2 protein-coding genes are annotated in these 1,354 nt (G+C 69.0%); one reads left to right on the plus strand and one right to left on the minus strand.

The features are described 5' to 3' along the window. On the minus strand, positions 1 to 456 hold a 456-nt coding region (locus tag E1218_RS35780), incomplete at its 3' end, for a protein kinase domain-containing protein (protein WP_165949577.1). A 120-nt stretch (positions 457 to 576) separates the two neighbouring features. On the opposite strand from E1218_RS35780, the gene lipB reads away from it, so the two are divergent. Continuing rightward, entirely contained in the window at positions 577 to 1,290 is a 714-nt protein-coding gene (lipB, locus tag E1218_RS35785; RefSeq protein WP_233712706.1) for a lipoyl(octanoyl) transferase LipB, read from the plus strand. The last annotated feature ends 64 nt before the right edge of the window (positions 1,291 to 1,354 follow it).

Below are 1,354 nucleotides of genomic sequence, written 5' to 3' on the forward strand. Positions count from 1 at the left end.
GGCGTGGAGAGCGGCGTCGGTGAGGACGGGGCGGCCGTCGGCGTCGAACATGATGTTGGCCGGTGTGACGCGGCCGTGGACCAGGCCTGACCGGTGGAGGTGGTCAAGCGCTTGGGTGAGCGGGGTCAGCAGGGTGACGAGCTCGCCGTCGGTCAGCGGTCCGCGGCGGTTGAGTAGCGCGCTGAGCGTGCCGGCGACCACGTACTGGCTGATGAAAAGCCACTCGGTGCCGGTCTCGCGGACCTCCTGGAGGCGGGCGAGGTGCGGATGGTTGACGCGTTGCAGGACGGTGAGGTCTTCACGGAGCTCCTTCGGGTGGGTGATCGCGGTGACCGGGACGCGTTTGAGCACGGCGCTGCGGCCGGTAGCGCGGTCGCGAACGAGCCAGACAATGCCGGCCGATCCGGACCCGAGCTTCCGGCGCAGGCTGTAGCCGGCGATGTCTTCGAGTGCCATGCCTTAGAGAGTGCACGAATCACCGACGGCGCCCCGGAAGTTATCCACATGGTACGCCGGCCGATCGGGCCTGTGGATGGCGGCGAACCGCCGCCGGCGGGGCGACATACACTCAAGGGCGTGAGGAATATCAGGTATGTGGAGGCCGGGTTCGGCGCCGGCGCGGTGGATTACGAGACCGCGTGGGCCGAGCAGCGGCGCCTGCACGCGGAAGTTGCCGAGGGCACCGGTGCGGACACGGTCATCCTGCTGGAGCACCCACCGGTGTACACGGCGGGCAAGCGGACCGAGCCGCACGAGCGGCCGCTGGACGGGACGCCGGTGGTGGACGTCGACCGCGGCGGGAAGATCACCTGGCACGGTCCGGGGCAGCTCGTCGGCTACCCGATCGTGAAACTGGCCTCACACGTGTACGTCGTCGACTACGTCCGGCGGCTCGAGGAAGCGCTGATCGCGGTGTGTACCGAGCTCGGTGTGACGACGGGGCGCGTGAAGGGACGTAGTGGGGTGTGGGTGGCTGCGGACGATCGCGGCCGGGAGCGGAAGATCGCCGCGATCGGGATCCGGGTCTCGCAGGGTGTCACGATGCATGGGTTCGCGCTGAACTGCGACAACGATTTGGGGTGGTTCGACCGGATCGTGCCGTGCGGGATCTCGGACGCCGACGTGACCACGCTGTCGAAGGAGCTCGACCGGGACGTGAGCGTGACCGAGGTGCTGGAGCCGGTACGGCGCCACCTCGACCGGATGCTCGCCTGGGACGAGTACGAGCGCACGCCGGACATCGGCCGTGAGGAAGCACCGACCGCGATCACGTACGGGCTGACTGTCTGAGGTTGTTCCTACCTGAGCCACGTGCCTGGCCGCGGATGGTCAGGCGGGGGTTGTCGGGGCGGGG

Origin of the sequence: Kribbella turkmenica (assembly GCF_004348725.1) — a bacterium.
In the GTDB taxonomy this organism is placed as follows: Bacteria; Actinomycetota; Actinomycetes; order Propionibacteriales; family Kribbellaceae; genus Kribbella; species Kribbella turkmenica.